At 38.2% G+C, this 16,029-nt stretch carries 14 protein-coding genes; 11 read left to right on the top strand and 3 right to left on the bottom strand.

Features of this window, described 5'->3' with window-relative positions; genetic code table 11:
* Window positions 1-246 precede the first annotated feature (246 nt).
* From kynU to LT090_RS13155, 4 genes are all read left to right on the top strand, one after another.
* Window positions 247-1,485: a kynureninase gene (kynU, locus tag LT090_RS13170; protein ID WP_068547826.1), complete on the top strand. Its 1,239-nt coding sequence runs from the start codon at window positions 247-249 to the stop codon at window positions 1,483-1,485.
* A 53-nt stretch (window positions 1,486-1,538) separates the two neighbouring features.
* Window positions 1,539-2,903, top strand: a complete 1,365-nt coding sequence (locus tag LT090_RS13165) for a sodium-dependent transporter (protein ID WP_068547827.1) — start codon at window positions 1,539-1,541, stop codon at window positions 2,901-2,903.
* 419 nt (window positions 2,904-3,322) lie between these two features.
* Window positions 3,323-5,668 carry a TonB-dependent receptor gene (locus LT090_RS13160; protein ID WP_068547828.1) on the top strand — a complete coding sequence of 782 codons (2,346 nt, stop codon included), beginning with the start codon at window positions 3,323-3,325 and terminating at the stop codon, window positions 5,666-5,668.
* A gap of 75 nt (window positions 5,669-5,743) precedes the next feature.
* Entirely contained in the window at window positions 5,744-6,175 is a 432-nt protein-coding gene (locus LT090_RS13155; protein WP_068547829.1) for a hypothetical protein, read from the top strand.
* A gap of 447 nt (window positions 6,176-6,622) precedes the next feature.
* On the opposite strand, the gene LT090_RS13150 is transcribed toward LT090_RS13155, so the two are convergent.
* On the bottom strand, window positions 6,623-7,453 hold the full coding sequence (locus LT090_RS13150; protein WP_068547830.1) for a LysR family transcriptional regulator: 831 nt from the start codon (window positions 7,451-7,453) through the stop codon (window positions 6,623-6,625).
* Between the two features lie 125 nt (window positions 7,454-7,578).
* Between LT090_RS13150 and LT090_RS13145 the strand changes: the two genes are divergently transcribed.
* The 7 genes from LT090_RS13145 (at window position 7,579) to LT090_RS13105 (ending at window position 14,223) form a co-directional block, all read left to right on the top strand.
* The gene (locus tag LT090_RS13145) at window positions 7,579-7,857 is read left to right on the top strand and encodes a hypothetical protein (RefSeq protein ID WP_068547831.1); all 279 of its coding nucleotides are present in this window, start codon (window positions 7,579-7,581) and stop codon (window positions 7,855-7,857) included.
* Window position 7,858: 1 nt separating this feature from the next.
* A complete protein-coding gene (locus tag LT090_RS13140) occupies window positions 7,859-8,194 on the top strand; it encodes a MaoP family protein (protein ID WP_068547832.1) in 336 nt (111 codons plus the stop codon).
* A 164-nt stretch (window positions 8,195-8,358) separates the two neighbouring features.
* Window positions 8,359-9,405, top strand: a complete 1,047-nt coding sequence (gene gshB / locus LT090_RS13135) for a glutathione synthase (RefSeq protein WP_068547833.1) — start codon at window positions 8,359-8,361, stop codon at window positions 9,403-9,405.
* Window positions 9,389-11,377, top strand: a complete 1,989-nt coding sequence (locus tag LT090_RS13130) for a flavohemoglobin expression-modulating QEGLA motif protein (RefSeq protein WP_068547834.1) — start codon at window positions 9,389-9,391, stop codon at window positions 11,375-11,377. The genes gshB and LT090_RS13130 overlap by 17 nt, the downstream gene beginning before the upstream one ends.
* A gap of 122 nt (window positions 11,378-11,499) precedes the next feature.
* Window positions 11,500-11,991, top strand: a complete 492-nt coding sequence (locus LT090_RS13125) for a gamma-glutamylcyclotransferase family protein (RefSeq protein WP_068547835.1) — start codon at window positions 11,500-11,502, stop codon at window positions 11,989-11,991.
* Window positions 11,992-12,153: 162 nt separating this feature from the next.
* Entirely contained in the window at window positions 12,154-12,825 is a 672-nt protein-coding gene (locus LT090_RS13120) for a hypothetical protein (RefSeq protein WP_068547836.1), read from the top strand.
* Window positions 12,826-13,845: 1,020 nt separating this feature from the next.
* Entirely contained in the window at window positions 13,846-14,223 is a 378-nt protein-coding gene (locus tag LT090_RS13105; protein WP_068547207.1) for a hypothetical protein, read from the top strand.
* 124 nt (window positions 14,224-14,347) lie between these two features.
* On the opposite strand, the gene LT090_RS13100 is transcribed toward LT090_RS13105, so the two are convergent.
* Both LT090_RS13100 and LT090_RS13095 read right to left on the bottom strand, forming a co-directional pair.
* Window positions 14,348-14,878: a hypothetical protein gene (locus LT090_RS13100; protein ID WP_068547206.1), complete on the bottom strand. Its 531-nt coding sequence runs from the start codon at window positions 14,876-14,878 to the stop codon at window positions 14,348-14,350.
* A gap of 154 nt (window positions 14,879-15,032) precedes the next feature.
* The gene (locus tag LT090_RS13095; RefSeq protein ID WP_068547205.1) at window positions 15,033-15,995 is read right to left on the bottom strand and encodes a LysR substrate-binding domain-containing protein; all 963 of its coding nucleotides are present in this window, start codon (window positions 15,993-15,995) and stop codon (window positions 15,033-15,035) included.
* Window positions 15,996-16,029: the final 34 nt, after the last annotated feature.

Here is a 16,029-nt window from a genome sequence, read left to right as displayed (position 1 = left end):
CACTGCTTATTATTTCACATTAAACGCAATTAATTATTCCTTGCAGGAATATTTTCTCCACTTGGCTATAAGTTTTTGTATATACCAGTTGCTCTTTATATTATTTTTAAGTTATTTCTAGGCGCTATATGATGACGATATTAGTTATTGTGTATAGCCACGCAGATCGCGCAGTTAACGCTTAGCAGTCAAACTTAAATACTGGCAATACATAAAGATTTAAAATCGAGATAAGAGTAGTTCACTATGATCACCAGAGAAAGTTGTATAGAACGAGACAAGCAAGACGAAATAGCCTGTTTCAGAGATGAGTTTAGTTTGCCCGAGCATGACATATACATGAGCGGCAACTCGTTAGGCGCTATGCCGAAAAAAGCGATGGCGAAAGCAGAGCAAGTGATCCTTGATCAATGGGGAACTAGTTTAATTAAGAGTTGGAATATTCATGGCTGGTTTACTTTAAGTCAAACCATTGGCGACACGCTTGCTACGACAATTGGTGCTGACGCAGGTGAAGTCGTGGTGACAGATGCAACTGGTATCAATATTTTTAAAGTGCTCGCGGCCGCTTTAACATTAAACCCAACGCGTAAGAAGATCGTTATGGAAGGCAGTAACTTCCCTACTGATAACTACACAGCGCAAGGGTTAGTTAAGCTCTTAGGTGATAAGCATGAAATCGTGTTTGCCGAAACTGAACAAGGTATTCTTGACGCTATTGATGATTCGGTTGCCGTCGTATGTTTGACACAGGTTCATTATAAGTCGGGTCGTTTACTTGATATGAAAACGATTACCGAGAAAACGCAACAGTGCGGCGCTATTTCTGTTTGGGATTTGTGTCATAGTGGTGGGGCGTTGCCAATTGATTTAAATGCTTGCAATGTCGATTTCGCCATTGGTTGCACATATAAATACTACAACGGCGGGCCGGGTAGTCCAGCATTTGTATTTTGCGCTAAACGTCATCAAGGTAAGGCTTTGCAGCCATTGACTGGATGGTATTCTCATCAAGCGCCATTTGCATTCGAACGGGATTACCGTCCAGCCGATAACATTAATCAAATGCTTTCTGGTACACAAGCGATTGTGAGCTTAGCTATGTCGGAAATTGGAATTGATATTTCAGCGCGTGCAGACATTTACAAACTTCGTGAAAAGTCATTAAACCTCTCTGACTTATTTATCGAATTAATCGCGCAAGAATGTGCAGATTTTAATTTCAATGTGATCACTCCTAAACAACGCGAACGCCGCGGCAGTCAAGTTGCGATGAGTCATGAAAATGGCTATGAAATCGTTCAAGCTCTTATTAAAGCAGGAGTAATGGGGGATTTCAGAGCTCCAGATACGCTTCGATTTGGCCTCACTCCACTGTATTTACGATATGTTGATGTTTATGACGCGGTTGCTCGTTTGAAAAATATCATGCAAAACGAAACCTATAAACAGGCTGAGTTTAATCAAAGACAAGCGGTAACCTAAGTTAATTTTCGCTCCTATAAAAATCAAATAGTTATGTATAAGGGATAATTAATATGTCAGTGGGAAAATCTATTGTTTGGTCATCGAAAGCGAGCTTTTTGTTAGCCACTATTGGTATCGCGGTAGGGTTAGGCAATATTTGGCGTTTTCCATATGTTGTTGGTAGCAACGGTGGCGCCGCGTTTGTAATGGTATATATATTGACTCTACTGTTATTTGCAGCGCCAATCATGGTGGCAGAGTTAATGATTGGTCGTCAGGGCCAAAAAGACCCGTTCAGTACGATGCGAGTTCTTAGAGAAAAGTTTTCAGCCAACCCCGCTTGGCAGTTAATTGGCTGGTTAAGCTTGCTTATACCGTTTATCGCTTTAGCTTATTACAGTGTTGTTGCAGGTTGGACAGTAGATTATACCGCCAAGTCAGCATTAAATAGTTTTGCAGGCATCGATGGTGAGTCGTCAAAATCGATGTTTCAAGCGTTAGCGGGATCACCAATTAAAAGCACGGGTTTATTTTTAGGCTTTTTGCTGCTTAGCATGTTCATTATTTCTAAAGGCCTGAAAGATGGACTAGAAAAATGCGTTAAATATCTAATGCCAATGTTGTTCGTCATTTTGATTTTGCTTGTCGTTTACGCTGCTATTGCCGGCGATTTTGCTAAAGGGTTTAGCTATTTGTTTTCACCGGATTTAAGTAAAATTAATGCGGATGTTGTTTTAGCGGCAATGGGACAAGCATTTTTCTCTCTAGGTGTTGGCGCTGGTAGTGTAATGGCTTACGGTGGTTATTTAAGTAAAGATATTTCTATTCCGAAATCGGTCATCACTGTCGCTTTTGCAGATACCTTAGTTGCGTTACTCGCAGGGATGGCAATATTTCCATTTGTGTTTGCTTATGGGCTAGAACCAGCGAGTGGACCGGGGTTAATTTTTGAAACTCTGCCTGTCGCTTTTGGCCAGTTGCCTGGCGGTCAATTTATCGGGTTGCTATTTTTCTTTCTACTGGCAGGCGCAGCGTTAACAACCGCCTTATCTATGCTTGAATGTTTGGTGAGGTTTATCATTGAGCAATACCATTTAAGTCGCGGTCGAGCAACGATATACATCGGCAGTGCTACAGCGGTTTTAGGGTTAGGTGCGGCGCTGTCATTTAATACACTTTCAAACTTCACACCATTGGCGTTTTTTGATGCTTTTGCTGGCAAAACATTATTCGACATTATGGATTATTTAGTGGCAAACATTATGATCCCGTTTAATGCGTTACTGATAGTGCTTTTTTGCAGCTGGGTTATGCCACACAATACGGTTAAAAGGGAGTTTTCGGCATCACCATCTAGATGGTTTGCTCCGTGGTTAACGACAATGCGCTTTATCGCCCCTGTTGGCGTTATTGCAATATTAATTATTGGCTTGTAGTTAAAGTACTAAATAGAGAAAAAGAAGGCAGCTTAAAGCTGCCTTTTTTATTTCGCTAAATTTAATGGTTATAAATAAACAAAATAAAAAAAAACTATGAAATTATTTACAAGGTATTAACATGGGATTGAGTCAAATATTTGTCTAGATTAAATTATATATTTTGACTCTAATTAGTCCGTTAATCTAATTAAGTTATTGTATAATAAGGTTAATTATAGTTTTGTTAAGCGCTTTTTAAAATGGCTTGGTATATAAAAAAAACTATAACAACCTCAAAATAAATTATTTTTATTATATGGTTTGGTGCTTTAGTGTGATAACAGATGAGTAAAAACTAAACAAAGTACTCACTAACTTAAATTCACTCATAAAAATTATAAAAAATAAAATCCCTTTGAAAGGGAGGAGAACTAAAGATGAGCTTGCAACAATTATCAACACTAACAACCATGCGCAAACCTATCGCTTTAGGTGTTGCTCTTGCTTTAAGTATGTCGAGTGTATCGGCATTTGCCGAAGAGGCAGCAGCAACAGACGCCGAAGTAGACAAATTAGAAATTGAGCATGTAACAGTTACAGCTCGTCATAAAGTAGAAAGTTTACAATCAACTCCTGTCGCTGTTTCAGCTTTTGGTGCAGACCAGATTAAGGAAGAGCGTATAAATGGCTTAGAAGACATTTCAAGTCGAGTACCAGGCTTTCAAATGAACGCCTATAACTCTGCTGAACCTGAACTGTTTATGCGTGGTATTGGTAGTGATATTGAATCGGCTGGTGCCGCTGCTGCAATTGGTATGTATATAGATGGTGTTTACATTTCACGTGGTACAAGTGCAGTAATGGACTTATACGACTTACAAAGTGTTGAAGTATTGCGTGGCCCACAAGGGACGCTTTACGGTAAAAACGTTGTAGGTGGTGCGGTTAACTTTATTACCAAACGTCCTGTTGATGGTGATATGGAAGGCAGCGCAGAAGTGACTGTAGGTGATTATGGCCAGCTAGAAGCTAAAGGTTATGTAACTGGCTCAATTACTGATAACGTTGCAGGTAAAATATCAGTCGTAAGCAAAACTAGAGATGGTTACGGTAAAAATACTTATACAGGAAATGATGCCGACGTGGCAGAAAGTACTTCGGCTCGTGCACAGATTTTATATACTGCAAGTGATGATTTAGAAGTGTTATTTACTGCAGCAACATCAACAGCAGATGGTGTACCTAAAATTAAACATATTGGCTATAGTGCAGGTCGTAACGAGCCATTCATTAGTGAAGATCCACGTGAAGATTTAAGTAGTGTTGATAATGATGAAGAGTCAGATAGTAATACTTTTGCAGTGCAAGTAGATTACACCTCAAGTATTGGTCATTTAACGTCGATTACAGCTTATCGAGATAACGATTATACTATTTATGAAAATGCTGCCGCCGGTTTAGTTGACTCAACACAGAAATTTGAGTGGTGTGGTGATTGGAGCACGGGTAACGTTTTTCCGTGTGAAGACAACACCGTAGAAAATCAAGATGAACTTGCCTTAATTCAGCCAGATGATGAGTGGTTGTCCTTAAAAGCTGAAGAGTCAGAACAGTTCTCACAAGAATTTCGTTTAGCTGATGTTAGTGATGGCCCATTAGGCTGGTTAGTTGGTGTATTTTACATGACTGAAGATATTGATCGTAATGAATCGGTTGATTATTGGTTTGATACGCAATGGGGCACAACAACAGGTAATATTTACAATACAACGGTAAACGAAACTACCAGTTATGCGGTTTTTGGTCAAACAAGCTATGAGTTTACTGACAAGCTGTCTGCAACAGCGGGCTTACGTTGGTCTCGTGATGAAAAAGACTTCTCTGGTACTGCTGGTGGTCGTCGCTTTGATAACTGTTGTGGTCATCATTATGACTTAGATGGCAATTGGGTTTTTGATGAATATGCTTTCGAAACAAGTGATTCTTGGGATGAGTGGACTCCGAGCTTTAACCTAGATTACCAAGCATCAGACGATGCCTTCTATTATCTATCGGTTGCTAAGGGATATAAAGCAGGTGGTTTTAACGGTGAAGGTATGGAAAAAGCAGAAGAGGCAATTATTGCATTCAAACCAGAAACTGCTTGGAACTATGAAGTTGGTTTTAAACTTCAAGGATTGGAAGATCGCTTACAAGTAAACGGTGCCGTATTCTTTACCGAATACACTGATATTCAAACAACGGTTTGGGTTGAAACCGGTGAAACAACACCAGATAACCTACAAGTATTTAATGGTACCGGTGAAGTATCAGGTCTTGAACTAGAGATGATTGCACTAGTTACTGAAGGGTTAACGTTGAGAGCATCATACGGTTTCCTTGATTCAGAATTTACTGAAGACTTTGAAGTTGATGGCGAAAACTTAAAAGGTAATAAGATGCGCCGTACCCCAGAGAACACCTATAGCTTAAATGCTAAATATGAATGGGGAATGGGTGATTTTGCTGAAGCAAGCTTGAGCGTTAGCTATCAATATCAAGACGAGTATTTCTTCGATAATTCAAATGACCCACTTACTCAAGTCGATTCAGAAACGAATTTAGATGCGGTATTTATGTTACGTAGTTTCGAAGACACTTGGTCTGTACAAGTCTGGGCTAAGAACTTAACAGACGAGTTAAATATTGCTTCAACTACTTTGTATGCAGCGATGGATGATACCGTATATAACTCATACAAAGCACCACGCACTTACGGTGTAACGTTTGGTTATAACTTCTAATTTAATCTACCTAAAAACATAGAAACTAAGCCCTAAAATCGACTGGTTTTAGGGCTTTTTATTTTAAGGAATATTATGAATATTATTAAGTCACTTTTGATCGCTGTCGTTGTAATCGTTAGTTTAAATCAAGCATTGACCAAGCAAGCGCATGCGGTTGCCGATCCAAACGCTATTTATACAATCACCGTCTGGAAAATTCATCCTGGTAAACATGTTGAATTTATAAAATACATGAAAGAGTGGGAAGAAGTATTTAAAGAGATAAACGAGCCACCAATGAAATGGTATCGTAAAATTTCTGGCGACAGTTACGACTTTGTCAGCATTAGCCCACCATTTAACTATGAAGCCGAAAAAGCAATGGAGGCGGCTGGGAAAAAGCGCGGCTTGCCAATTGGTTATAATTACACCCTTAAGCTAAACGAATTTGCAGATAGCTATACCAGTACCATTGTTGAAGGGCCGCAATCAATGGCTGATTTACTTGAACAGGTTAATCAGTAAGTACTTGATGTGAGCAACATAATGTTGACCTAAATAGTTGAAAAGCATAAGGCCTGTTAGGAGCGAATTGCCACCCTCGGTGACCGACCGTTTTGTGTCATTCAGAGACAGTCACAATATCAGAAAAAGAGCACCAAAGAAGCCCGCACACAATAAGAAAAAGTACAACGTCATTGTGGCGAACGACTGCATGGATGCAGGAGGTAGAGCGAAGCAGGATGCCAGAGCCGAGGCCACAACCTCCTCAAGCGCAATGAGAGTATAAGTTCGACTTCCTGAACTTGTTTCAGGATCTGTTTTGGTTCTGCTGTGACCGGCTAAAAAGTGCCAGGAGGTGCCATACAATATTAAAAAAATGCACCGTCCTCCCACCATGCTTTTGGGTGGGTTCTCCTCCAGTTTTAAGGTGACTATGGACGGCAAGCTTGTGCAAGCGGCCGTTCATGTTTATTGAATCGTGGCGAAGAGCTTTCTGAACTCCTGAAGTAACTCTTCATTAGATGTGTTTTTTCTATAAACCATATAAATAGGTCGTTTTATTTGTAGAGGTGATTCGATCAAGAATATACTTTCCTCCTCTAATAGAGGAGCGATAAGCTCTGATGGTAAATAAGCAAAGCCACCTTTCGATTGAATTACTTCAAGGGCAATCATTGCGGTACTGGTTTTAAAACTCGGTGTCACCTTGTGGTGAAACGCGTGCTCTTTTTGGAAAGTAATACCCCAGTCCACCCATATATAGTCTTCAACATTTGCGTCAAAGGTTGAGCGACTACCTACTAATGCCAAATCAAAGTGTCCAATTAGCTCATTTGAAAAGTCATCTTCTTTTATAGGGTCAGTTAACAAACCAACATCAATGCTTCTATCATCAAGTTTGCGCTGTATTGCTTCTCGAACTGATATTTCTGTGCCTAAAGCCAGATTCTCAAAAAGATCTAGTGCATCATGAATTCGGTTACTAAAAAAAGCGTCCCAAACATTAGGCGTTGCCGCGATATTAAAAGAGAGCTTTTGCTGATTGGCAATGGAAATAGCTACTTTAGACTGCTCCATTTGGCTAACCATTAGATAAGCATGAGCAAGTAATGACTCTCCAGGTGGTGTCAATCGTAAATTATTTTTATCACGGATAATTAGCTGTGTCCCGTAATATTCTTCCAATTGCTTTATACGCGCACTAACCGCAGCCTGCGTGATATACAGCGTTTCTGATGCTCGGCCAAAATGTTTGTTCTCAGCAACTGCTATGAAGGTTTTAAAAACTCTGATATCCATCTAAATATCCCATTTAGGTACGGCACGAATATAAATTAATCTTGTCCTATCGACAAATATTTTTTGATTTTTTTTATTGACAGAATCTCATAAATTTAGTCAAAAGTTTCCTTTTGAGAAAGATTATGAAAAAAACACCACTAAAAACCTTGGCTTTATTGCTTAGCTTAACTACTCCTCCAACATTTGCAGAGGATAACGACTTTGAAGTAACTCAACCAGATGTTAGCTATGTGTCTGCCATTTTAGACAACTGCACTTATGTCACGGATACACCTGAAGCGACTAATAGCGAGCAAGCCATCTTGGCTTGTGTAAACAGCGAACTAAAATTGTCTGCATACTCAACATTTAGCAGCTATAAAAAATTAATTGAATTTATTACGCCAAAGGAAAGTAGTTAATATGAATACCAAGATACGCAAAAGCAATAAACGCTTTTATGGTGATACGATGTTTGCAAGAGGATTATCACGAAGCGGTTTTTTTAGTAAAAGAGAATCACTTGAGCTTGAAGAGTATGGCGTTACTTTTGTTGGATTGGCGGATGGAACACTGACTCCAGAAAACGAAGATGAAGAATTATTTATTAGAGAGATAACAGCTAATCAACCAAGTCAGTTTTACCCAGCAAAACTTTGGCAAAAATATTTGAATACGCTTGCTAAGAGTAAGGTACATCACGGCTTTGCTAAAAGTAGTGGCAAAACGAGTCAAATTGAAGATTTAGCAACAGATTAACGTGAATTCATACCTCCCCTTCTAAAACATTTATTTAAAGGGAGGTATATAAAAATTAATTTCCTGTACGACAAAAATTTTTTACAAGCATAATTCTCTACTATTATTTATTCTACGCAAAAATTGACAATGGTTGTCGAATTTACTTTTTAGAGATATAGCAAATGAAGATTTGTTTTATTATGTACCCTTGGGAACGTATCGAAGCTGAGACAGACTCAACCTTACGTTTGATTCATGAATGCGTAAAACGTGGGCATACTGTTGCACTTGCAACGGTTAATAACCTTACCATTCGAGATAGTGTTGCCAGTGCTTTTTGTGATGTTTTTTTAAAAAAAGTTAAGGCTTCAGATAATATCCCAAGTTTTTATAAAAATGCTCAGTTTAAACGCGCTCAACTACCTTTAGCAGGTTTTGATGCCATCATTATGCGAGCGAATCCGCCTCTCGATACCTTAGCCTTAAATTTTTTAGACTCTGTTCGCGGCGATACATTTATAATGAACGATCTTGATGGTTTGCGAATCGCAAATAACAAGGTCTATACAGCATCTTTTCAAGACACCGAAAGTGAGTTTATTCCAGCCACTCATGTATCTAAAAATCGAGATTATTTAGAACGTATTTTTAAAGAGTCGGGCAGCGATAAAATGATCTTAAAACCACTTGATGGCTATGGTGGCCGTGGTGTGATTGTTTTAGAAAAAAGTGCACAACAGAGTTTCCGCTCACTCCTTGACTTTTATATCGGCGGTGATGAAAACGGCAAAGGCAGCAACTACGTTATTTTACAAGAATATGTCGAAGGAGCTCATGAAGGTGACGTTCGTATATTAATGTTAAATGGCGAGCCAATTGGCGCTATGAAACGTATCCCTGCTTCAGATGACGTTCGTTCAAATGTTCATGCAGGCGGTGCGGTTGTAAAACATAGACTTACTGCACAAGAGAAAAAGCTATGTAAATACATAGGGCCAAAACTTGTGCGTGACGGGCTGTACTTCACGGGTATTGATGTTATCGGCGGAAAGCTTATTGAAGTAAACGTATTAAGCCCTGGTGGTATTGTCCGTATCAACAAACTTAATCGAGTAAAACTGCAAGCTCAAGTTATCGACTTTGTTGAAAGTGTTGTTCATGCCAAAGAACTCGTTATGAACCGAAAAAGTGAATTCAGACAGGTAATTGAAGATGCTAACGCTGTCTGAGCAAGAGTGTATTGCTAAAATTAGAAAGCAAGAATGTTTTCATGCAGAAGTTGCTGATGGCTCTTTTATCATAAAAATTGAAGAATATTCACCAATTATTTGTGCGGCAATTCACAATGGCCATAAACTGAGAAAAGAACTAGAAAAGTCATTTCTTTTATCCAAAGAAGAACGATTTTTTGAAGAAGATCCTTACACCGATGAGCTGATCTCATCATTCCCAATTCAGCTTATCGGTAATGACTCTCGCTTTGAGTACGATTTAAATCGTGCAAAAACGTTGTCAACGTACTTTAAAACCGCATGGAATAAGCAAGTTTGGCAAAAGCCGCTTACACCTAAGCAGCGTTCTATCAGTCATGCTAAACATCAAGCATTTTATCATGTCTTAGAAGCTATTATCACGGTGGTGGAACAAGAGTTTCGTAATGCTATTGTCTTTGATATTCACTCATACAACTATAAGCGTATTGAAAAAGATTCACCTACTTTCAACATTGGTGCAGGCCAAATAGATGTTGAACGATGGGGGAATATTGTTAGTCAATTTGAACGCCAACTCAATAAAATTATTCTACCTAACCTTGATGTAAGAGCTGCGACAGACGAAGTTTTTCATGGGCGCGGTTATCTAATTTCTCATGTTAACGCTCATTTCGATAATACCTTAGTGTTACCCACTGAAGTGAAAAAAGTCTTTATGGATGAGAGTACAGGTGAGGTTTACCCTCTTGTGCTAGAGGAATTAAAAACTGGTTTTAAAGATGCTATTAGTGAAACTGCGGCTTTTTTTGTTCGTAGATACGGTAAAAAGAAGCGAACGCAAAAAGCGGACATACTTTCATCAAACATCAGTCCAGAAATCATCACGTTAGACAAAAAATTATTCTCACTTTGTAAAAATATTGAAACGCTGAATTTTATTAATCCGATTAATTTGGGGGCAGAGCGTACTCGCTTCTTAAAGCGTAATAGTTATATAGCACCTAGCTTCAATTACAAACAATTGAACATCAACCCTTATCAGTTTCGAGAAAACCTTTATAAACTGCCCGTTGATAATGTCAATGATGTCGGTATCCAGCAATTATATCGCCATGTAGTTGATAATTTGGCCTGTAAAATAGATTTACTAACTTCTGTTGGTACTGAAGACTTTATGTATAACTCTTTGAAGTATTATGGCGAGCCAAGTAAAACAGATATTGCTAATGCCAGATTTTTACTCCATTTAAACGATGACGAGTTTGAAGAGGAAGCTTTACTCAGTGCAGAACATGCGATTGATTACTTCAAATACCAAGCAAATGAGTGGGGGTTAAATTGCCGTATTGAAAAATCGAGCAAGATTGTCGCTAAGGCTATGGTAAATAACGAGAAAGCATTATTGCTTATCAATAAAGATGCATTATTTACTGAAAAAGAACTACACGCTTTTGCCTATCATGAATTAGGCATTCATATGTTAACGACCTTAAATGCGAAAAAGCATCAGCTTAAAGTCTTCAGCTTAGGACTAACGGGGAATACACATACCCAAGAAGGTATCGCGCTGTATAGTGAATATTGCTCAGGTAGTCTGACAATAGAAAGATTAAAGACAATAGCATTGAGGGTAATAGCGGTTCACTATATGCTCAAGCATGGCGACTTTGTTAAAACTTACCATGCACTAATGAATGAATTTGAACTTGATAAACAGGTTGCTTTTACCATCACTACTCGTGTTTATCGTGGAGGTGGATTTACAAAAGACTATCTGTATTTGAAAGGATTTAGGGATATTCTCACGATAGCGAAAGGGCAGATGATAGATAATCTATTGGTAGGAAAAACGGGGTTGTTAGACTTTGACGTAATATCAGAAATGGTTGAGCGTGGTTTACTTAATAAACCCGAACCACTGTTCGATATTTCTTACACCTCATCTGGCGATAAGGTGCTAGATTATATTGTGAATTCAATTAAATGATTTCAAACGCTCATACACTCGCTAGGGGATTTGAGCGTTTAATTTTCTTATCTAAAACCTTTTCAATTATTAATTTTTTTCGGTAGCCTAATACAACTCCCTAATAATGTAGAGGTGTTAAAGTGAAGTATTTTGCATACGGCTCCAATATGTCGATTCGCAGGTTATCCGCACGCGTACCAACAGTAGAGCGCCTTGGTACTTATCGATTAGTTCAACATCAATTACGTTTTCATAAAAAAAGTGCCGATGGCTCAGGTAAATGTGATGCCTTTTTCACTGGCAATAGCAATGACACCATTATTGGTGCACTTTATGAGATCAATTACGAAGAAAAGCATATGCTTGATACGATTGAAGGGTTAGGTAAAGGTTATGATGAAAAAATTGTCATTGTGGCTAATGAAAATGGCGAACAGTATGAGGCTATAACATATTACGCAACTGACATAGACACAAGACTACTACCTTATACATGGTATTTAAATCACGTCATTATTGGTGCTAAGGAAATTAACGCTCCAATTCATTACCTCAACGGCATTACATCGACTAATTCATCAATAGATCAAAATAAAGAAAGAAGCCTTAGGGAGTTTAATATTCATAGGTGAAGATGATAACTTCCGTTATTCGCTCAAACCCGCCGTTGGCAATGTTTAAAAATTGTAAATACACAATACATGATGTTATTGTACAAAAACAAGGTTTTTGATGGTCGTGACCGACCGTTAAGAGCGAAAAGCCGCCATTGGTAAATGATAAAGGATATGTGAATGAAGTTAATACTTTTACCAGGCATGGATGGTACTGGTGACCTTTTCAAGTCTTTGCTAGACGTATTACCCGCCCACATAATCTATAAAGTCATACCGTTATCGCAAGAGTGTTTAAATTATACTGAACACGCATCTCTAGTTGCCGACCAAATTGGAACTGATGAAGTCATCATCTTTGCTGAATCGTTTTCGGGTAAAATTGCTTATGAATTGTGTAAACTGAATTTGAATATCAAGCACATAATCTTCGCATCTAGCTTTATAAATCGACCTTCTTCAATCAGCAAATTTGCGAACCTATTACCAGTAAACTTAATAAAGAAAAAATTAATACCCAACCAGATATTGAGCAAGATATTTTTTGATTCATATAATATGTCCAATAAAGTATTGGAAGTCTTTGAGTCGTTAAAGAAGGTAAACAATAGAACACTGAGCAGTCGTCTAGATTTGATTTCGTCCTTAGATGAAGCAAGTGATAGCTTTGATATAGAGGCTTCGTATATCAAACCAAATAATGATTTATTTGTTATGGCTGAATCCATTAAACCTTTTCAAAGTGCATTTCGAAATCTAGAAGTGATAAACGTCATTGGTGGGCACTTTATAGTGCAGTCTAATCCAGAAAAATGTGGTGAAATAATACAAGCCAAATTTGATATATGTTGACCTAACTATCTGATATGGTTAAGGTCTGTTAAGAGCGAATAGCGGAAATCGGCAGAATAAGGAATTAGTTATGTATGTGATAAGGAATGTTGGAATTAGCTTTCTAATTTGCTTTTTTATGATTGGCTGCGTTGCTTTGCCAAAAGAAGACAAGGCACATATCGATACTTGTGATCTTGATAGCAAACGAAAAAGGGTTGAAATAGTTGGATTAGGTAAGAATCTTGGGCACGCTAGCGATTCAGGTTCCCTTATACTAATTGGCCCTATCACGAGCGTATTCACTACTATTTATGTGGGAGTCAACAATACCTATCATTACGGTGAAGAACTATTGAAGTGCAGTGAGACGTAACAACCTCAAGGCGTTAACAGCAGAGAATGTCGTATTTGCTTCGGTCATGAATCTAGCGTAAATTATTGATTAATAAATGCAGAGGCGAGCGACCGCTGCGAGCGATAACCAGCCTCTTAACTATGATAATTTAACGGATTAAAATGACTGAATACTTGTTAGGTTTAATACTCTTCTCGGTTGTATTACAAATGTATGTATATTTCTCCTTAAAGAATAAGTTACCTAGTTTGTACAAAGATATATTTGATGGAGCGTTTGCAAAGTCAGACATCAACCACACGAAGAAAGTATTCTTTTTTTATTACAATCCATTGAATTTAATGAAGACCTTTACAGAAATAAGTATTGTAAGCTTAAAGCTAGTTTTAGCACTAAACTGTATCCTTTTTTACTTGATAGTTGGCATTGTTTTAACTTCGTAGGCAAAGATAAAAGTTTAACCAACAGCAGTCCCAAATTCTTTATTAAATTTCTCTTATATTAGAGGTTGCTAACGGGCAGCTAATGGCACATTTGCGTCATACGAGAAATTAACGTAAGTTAAATCAAAAGCCTAACGGCTGAAAAGAGCGATAACCAGCCGTTTCCGAGCTAAAAATCACCTACTCTTAGCTAGATGAACCAATTAGCTGTTTAATGATATAAGTGAATCGAGGTGCGAATTGAAGTTATTCTTTATATTATTATCTATTATCGTACTTAATGGATGTGCAGTTGGTCATGAAGACTTTATTAATTTTAGAAATGACTCTATTGGTACTAAAGAAATAAATACTAAGCCATATAAGTGGGAAAATTCTGGTGAGCTTATTAGAGCAGACTTTTTAATATCTGGACAAGGGCTTACTGATATCTCAGAAGATGAAGAAGGGAACTTTATTTATCATTACAGTGAGCAAGAAGTTCTTTCTAACGCACCAAATAAAGAATGGATTGGTAAGTGTTTATTTTATTATGTAGTAGACCCTAAGACTTTAATCATCAAATCATGGGCATTTGATGAAGGAGGCAACCCCTTAAGTTGTAGAACTTGGCCATAACGAATAATTTAGCTTCAAAATACTCCTTATTACTAATTTTACGACTGTCTCTGATTGGCACAAAAGCGACGGTCGAGCACTCTCGAATCTGGAAGATCCCATCTGCCAGAGATGAGATAGCTATTTATAGTGGTTTATATGACAGGCCGATGTAGGCTTGTCCTTTCCATGTGTTGAGTACAAAACTGATATTTGAGTTGTCGGTAGTCCACTTGCTCTCAAGTTGATATACACCATCTGCGGCATGTTTACACAACTGTTCTTTTGGCGTATTGGTCAAATCAGTGTAGGTATTGCTTGCAGTTTCAACTTTACCGTATTGCTGTTCTACTAATTTCTTTATGCTTTCGTAGTCGTCGACGCAAGTGCTATTATCTTTGCTGATGCCTTTGTAAAACAAAACATTTTTTAATTTACCTTGGTCGTCGAAAAGGAATTCTTGGTGAAATTCAATATCAAATAGTTCACTTTTGTAGGTCAATCGATTGGCCAATTCATCTTCAGGTTGCTGTGATTGGTCCTGCTTAACTTGGTTTAGGTTTTGTAGCCAGTTAACTTTTGCAAGCGGTTGTTGTCTCTCTGTTGCCTGCGTTAAAGTTGAGGTAAACATTGTCGCTATCAGCGTCGTTATAATAGATGCATTCACAGTTTTCATCTTCTATCCCAATTGTCATGTTAGTTGATATTGATAGTTACATAGCCAAGGATGGGAGTCTTATAAGTAATTACAGTATTGTTAGCTCATTTTCGTTATAGCCAAAAAAAAGCTGCACTAGGCAGCTGTTTTTGATGTTTTATTTTCTTACAGATTAATATAAATCTTTATATCGTGCGGTGAGTTTAGCGGCTTCCTCACGCAACGAGTCGAGCAAATAATCTGCAGCAGGAGGTAACTGTCGATGGGCTCGTAGTGTAACCCCAATTGGACCAGGCTCTATAATTAACGGCATATCTAATCGTTTCAGTAGCCCAATTTCTTCATAAGTTAATACAACTTGCAGTGGTAGGGCGGTGATCATGTCTGAGTTCTTTAATAAAGTACGGTTGGTCAAGATCGACACTGATTCGATCGGGTTGACCGGCACATCTAAACCGTCACGATGAAAGGCCATATCGATTTCCTTTCTTAACATTGTTTCTCTTGGCGGTAATATCCATTGTTGGTCTACTAAATCAGCTAGCGCTAAATTCTTTTTGCCCTGTAGTGGGTGATCAGCACGGGTAACAATTACAACTGGCTCATGATACAAAATCTCATTAGTGAGGCCGTCTTCATCTGGGACTTCTGGAATACGACCCACCATGATATCTAAATCGTCAATTTTCAACGCGTTAAGTAACTTATCCCCTGTACCTTCCATTAAGGAAACAGATACATTTGGACGGTTTTTCTTCAAGCGATTAATCGCATTAGGTAATAACGTCGCACTAGCAGCTAATAAACTACCAACGGTAACTCGGCCTGATAATCCACCGTGTAATGATGATAATTCTTCACTAGCATGTTTTACTTGCGAAAGGATGAGCTTGGCATGCTTAATTAAAACCTCACCATAAAGCGTCGGGGTTACCCCTCGAGATGAACGGTCAAATAATTCGATATTAAGAGCAGATTCGATATCTCTAATAATTTTGGTTGCCGCAGGTTGTGCCATGTTATGTATTTGTGCGGCTTTAAATATATTGCGTTGCTCGCCGACAGTCACCAATAATTGTAAGTATTTAAACTTAAGGCGTGATACCAAATGGTGCTCTAATATATTCGGATTCATTTAATCTCCTCTACAACTTGTTTGCTATTTTTAT

Origin of the sequence: Thalassotalea crassostreae (assembly GCF_001831495.1) — a bacterium.
Classification (GTDB): domain Bacteria; phylum Pseudomonadota; class Gammaproteobacteria; order Enterobacterales; family Alteromonadaceae; genus Thalassotalea_A; species Thalassotalea_A crassostreae.
The sequence above is the reverse complement of the archived record's forward strand: the minus strand, read 5'-3'. Positions and strand labels throughout refer to the sequence as shown.

Coding starts and splice junctions, on each gene's coding strand:
- kynU (WP_068547826.1), top strand. CDS start 247: ATGATCACCAGAGAAAGTTGTATAGAACGAGACAAGCAAGACGAAATA.
- LT090_RS13165 (WP_068547827.1), top strand. CDS start 1,539: ATGTCAGTGGGAAAATCTATTGTTTGGTCATCGAAAGCGAGCTTTTTG.
- LT090_RS13160 (WP_068547828.1), top strand. CDS start 3,323: ATGAGCTTGCAACAATTATCAACACTAACAACCATGCGCAAACCTATC.
- LT090_RS13155 (WP_068547829.1), top strand. CDS start 5,744: ATGAATATTATTAAGTCACTTTTGATCGCTGTCGTTGTAATCGTTAGT.
- LT090_RS13150 (WP_068547830.1), bottom strand. CDS start 7,453: ATGGATATCAGAGTTTTTAAAACCTTCATAGCAGTTGCTGAGAACAAA.
- LT090_RS13145 (WP_068547831.1), top strand. CDS start 7,579: ATGAAAAAAACACCACTAAAAACCTTGGCTTTATTGCTTAGCTTAACT.
- LT090_RS13140 (WP_068547832.1), top strand. CDS start 7,859: ATGAATACCAAGATACGCAAAAGCAATAAACGCTTTTATGGTGATACG.
- gshB (WP_068547833.1), top strand. CDS start 8,359: ATGAAGATTTGTTTTATTATGTACCCTTGGGAACGTATCGAAGCTGAG.
- LT090_RS13130 (WP_068547834.1), top strand. CDS start 9,389: ATGCTAACGCTGTCTGAGCAAGAGTGTATTGCTAAAATTAGAAAGCAA.
- LT090_RS13120 (WP_068547836.1), top strand. CDS start 12,154: ATGAAGTTAATACTTTTACCAGGCATGGATGGTACTGGTGACCTTTTC.
- LT090_RS13100 (WP_068547206.1), bottom strand. CDS start 14,878: ATGAAAACTGTGAATGCATCTATTATAACGACGCTGATAGCGACAATG.
- LT090_RS13095 (WP_068547205.1), bottom strand. CDS start 15,995: ATGAATCCGAATATATTAGAGCACCATTTGGTATCACGCCTTAAGTTT.